We start from the raw sequence: 3,212 nt of genomic DNA on the forward strand, positions 1-3,212 counted from the left end.
TTGACGATCTGCATCGAGCCGCCGCCGACGAGCTTCTTGAACTTCACCAGGGCCAGGTCCGGCTCGACACCGGTGGTGTCGCAGGACATGGCGAGGCCGATGGTGCCGGTCGGGGCCAGCACGGAGGTCGCGCATGTCTTCGCGTTCTGGGAGAGCCGCTCCTTCTACGACTCCTTCATGGCCCGCTCGCACGACCGGCTGGCCGCCGCCCAGGCCGGGACCTACACCGACGCGCGGGTGAGCCTCTTCGACCACCGCTTCGACGTGAAGACCGGCTTCGAGCCCCGCTTCACCGACGCCGACGTCGTCCGCGTCGCCCACACCCGGGTGCGGGAGGGGCGCGTCGACCACTTCGCGCTCATGCAGGAGAAGGTGTGGAACCCGGCCATGGCCGGCTCGCCGGGGATGGTCCGCGGACTCTTCGGCGAGGCCCCCGGCCGCGAGTTCCTCGTGCTGTCGATGTGGCACGCCGCCGCGGAACACGGCAAGTACCGGCAGGAGCGGGTCGAGCGGCTGTCGCTGCGCGCCCAGACCGAGGCCGACGTCGAGGCCCTCACCGGGGACGTCGTCGACCTCGAAGCATCCTGGACGGTGTGACCGTACGAAGATCGGAGGGTCGTACCGGCGTGCCCGGGTGCCGGGGGCGCCGTACGCCGCATAGTGTCGTGGGATGGCACGACCACGGCGCATCGTCCTCCTCCGGCACGGGGAGTCCGAGGGCAACGCCGACGACACCGTGTACGAGCGGGAGCCCGACCACGCCCTGCGGATGACCGGCCTCGGCCACGAGCAGGCCGCGGCGGCGGGCGTGCGGCTGCGGGAGCTCTTCGGCGAGGAGCGGGTCAGCGCGTACGTCTCCCCGTACCGGCGCACCCTCCAGACCTTCCGCGACCTGGGCCTGGACCCGGCCCGGGTGCGGGTCCGCGAGGAGCCGCGGCTGCGGGAGCAGGACTGGGGGAACTGGCAGGACCGGGAGGACGTCCGCCTGCAGAAGGCCTACCGGGACGCCTACGGCCACTTCTTCTACCGGTTCGCGCAGGGGGAGTCCGGCGCCGACGTCTACGACCGGGTCGGCTCCTTCCTGGAGAGCCTCTACCGCAGCTTCGAGGCCCCCGACCACCCGCCGAACGTCCTGCTCGTGACGCACGGGCTGACGATGCGGCTGTTCTGCATGCGGTGGTTCCACTGGTCGGTGGCCGAATTCGAATGCCTCTCCAATCCCGGGAACGGCGACTACCGGATCCTCGGGCTCGGAGCGGACGGCCGATACCGCCTGGACCGCCCGTTCGAGCGGTGGACCACACCCGAGCCTTACGACCTGGACGGCTAAAGTGACGCGCGATGACCGCTGACTCCTCTTCCGGAAGGCGCTACGCACGCGCCCTCGCCAGCCTCCGCGGGCTGGCCCTCGGGGACGCCCTGGGCTCCCAGTACTTCGTCCCCGCCAACTACCCCTCCCTCAAGCGCCGTGAACTGCCCGGCGGTTCGGGCACCTGGCAGTGGACCGACGACACCGAGATGGCGTGCTCGATCCTCGCGGTGCTGGCCCTCCACGGCCGCATCGACCAGGACGCCCTCGCCGACTCCTTCGCCCGCCACCACGACTTCGACCGCGGCTACGGGCCGGCCGTGAACCGGATGCTCCGCCTCGTACGCGAGGGCGGGGACTGGCGGACGCTGGCCGCCGAACTGTTCAACGGCCAGGGCTCCTGGGGCAACGGCGCCGCCATGCGGATCGCGCCGCTGGGTGCCTGGTACGCCGACGACCCGGAGCAGGCCACGCACCAGGCGGAGATCTCCGCCTACACCACCCACCAGCACCGCGAGGCGGTCTGCGGCGCCATGGCGGTCGCCGCGGCGGCCGCACTCGCCGCGGACCCGGCCGGCCCGCCGAAGGCGGAGGACCTGCTGGACGGTGTGATCGCGCTCGTGCCGCGCAGTGCGGTGGGGGCGGGGCTGCGGCGGGCGCGGGACATGCTGGACTACGGGGACGCGACCACGGTCGCCGCCGTGCTCGGCTGCGGGCGGCGCACCACCGCGCACGACACCGTGCCGTTCGCGCTGTGGTCGGCGGCCCGCTCGCTCGGCGACTTCGAGCGGGCGTTCTGGACCACCGCGCAGGTCGGCGGGGACGTCGACACGACGTGCGCGATCGTCGGCGGCGTCCTGGGGGCTCGGGGCGAAGAGGTGCTTCCGGCCGCCTGGCTGGCGCGCACCGAAGCGCTGCCGGCGTGGCTGCCGGAGGCGCCGGCGTACTGAGCCGGCGTGCGGGGTCGGCGTACTGGCCCGGCGTACTGGGCCGGCGGCCCCGGCCGGTCGTGTGCGCCGGGGCGCACGCCGGCCCGCGCTTTGTCACGGTCCTGACACAGGCCCGGTCGGCCCCGGAGAACCCCCACGTCACGGCCCTACCCTGGCCGCTTGCCCCCGGCAGGCAGGCCGGGGCGGCCGACAGGGAGGGGAACCCGATGGCCACCACAGCAGACGGACCGAACGACCGCGACGCCGCGGAAGTCCCGTCCGGCGCCACCCCGGTGGCGGGCGCGCAGCCCGCGGCTGCGGCGGACGATACGGCTCCGGAGCCCGGCGCCGCGGCCGGGCAGGACCCGGCGCCGCGGGCCGCGGCGCTGCCGGCGGGCGATGCGGCAACGCCGGCCGAAGCCGGGCCGGTGCCGACCCCGCGGAACCCCGAAGCCGCACCGAGCGCACCGGCCGCGCCTGCCGGGACGGCCGCGGCCGCCGCGCCGGTGTCGCCGTCCGGGCCGGTCAAGCCTGCCGTGCCGGCTGTGCCTGGTGCACCGCAGTCGCCTTCCGGGCCGGTCGGTCCTGCCGTACCGGCTGCGGCCGATGCACCCGAGTCGCCTTCCGGGACCGATTCGTCTGCCGTGCCGGCTGCGCCTGCCTCACCGGCAGCGCCTGTCGTGGACGCCGTACCGGCCGCGTCGGCGGTTCCTGCCGGGGCGGTTGATTCGGCTCCGCCCTCCGTGCCGGATGCGCCGGCCGCATCGGCTGTGACGGACGTTCCTTCCGGGGGTGCCCCATCCGGCGCGGCTGCGTCGTCCGTTGTCCCTGCGGACGAGCACGCGCCCGCCGCATCGGCGTCACCGCAGCCCGGTGCTGCGAGTTCCGGAGCGGCCGGGCGGGGTGGCGCGCATACGGGGCCGCCCGGGGCCGGGGCGCCGCCGGGGTGGGATCCCGCGGCCTGGCGGCGGTAC

3 protein-coding genes and 1 pseudogene are annotated in these 3,212 nt (G+C 74.8%); 3 read left to right on the forward strand and 1 reads right to left on the reverse strand.

Going from position 1 to position 3,212, the window contains the following annotated elements; all coding sequences use genetic code 11:
- Positions 1-125 (reverse strand): annotated as a pseudogene (locus tag EF903_RS36175) (hypothetical protein); the annotation flags it as partial.
- On the opposite strand from EF903_RS36175, the gene EF903_RS30760 reads away from it, so the two are divergent.
- The 3 genes from EF903_RS30760 (at position 100) to EF903_RS30770 (ending at position 2,259) form a co-directional block, all read left to right on the forward strand.
- The gene (locus tag EF903_RS30760) at positions 100-597 is read left to right on the forward strand and encodes a DUF4937 domain-containing protein (RefSeq protein ID WP_125548265.1); all 498 of its coding nucleotides are present in this window, start codon (positions 100-102) and stop codon (positions 595-597) included. The pseudogene EF903_RS36175 and the gene EF903_RS30760 overlap by 26 nt on opposite strands.
- Before the next feature lie 73 nt (positions 598-670).
- Complete coding sequence (locus EF903_RS30765; protein ID WP_125548266.1) at positions 671-1,330, forward strand: histidine phosphatase family protein; 660 nt, start codon at positions 671-673, stop codon at positions 1,328-1,330.
- Positions 1,331-1,341: 11 nt separating this feature from the next.
- Positions 1,342-2,259, forward strand: a complete 918-nt coding sequence (locus EF903_RS30770) for an ADP-ribosylglycohydrolase family protein (protein ID WP_125548267.1) — start codon at positions 1,342-1,344, stop codon at positions 2,257-2,259.
- The last annotated feature ends 953 nt before the right edge of the window (positions 2,260-3,212 follow it).

This window comes from Streptomyces sp. WAC05292, from assembly GCF_003949955.1.
Lineage (GTDB): Bacteria > Actinomycetota > Actinomycetes > Streptomycetales > Streptomycetaceae > Streptomyces > Streptomyces globosus.

What these genes read in the sequence shown, in the direction of transcription:
- EF903_RS30760 (WP_125548265.1), top strand. Translation starts at nt 100, where the DNA reads ATGGTGCCGGTCGGGGCCAGCACGGAGGTCGCGCATGTCTTCGCGTTC.
- EF903_RS30765 (WP_125548266.1), top strand. Translation starts at nt 671, where the DNA reads ATGGCACGACCACGGCGCATCGTCCTCCTCCGGCACGGGGAGTCCGAG.
- EF903_RS30770 (WP_125548267.1), top strand. Translation starts at nt 1,342, where the DNA reads ATGACCGCTGACTCCTCTTCCGGAAGGCGCTACGCACGCGCCCTCGCC.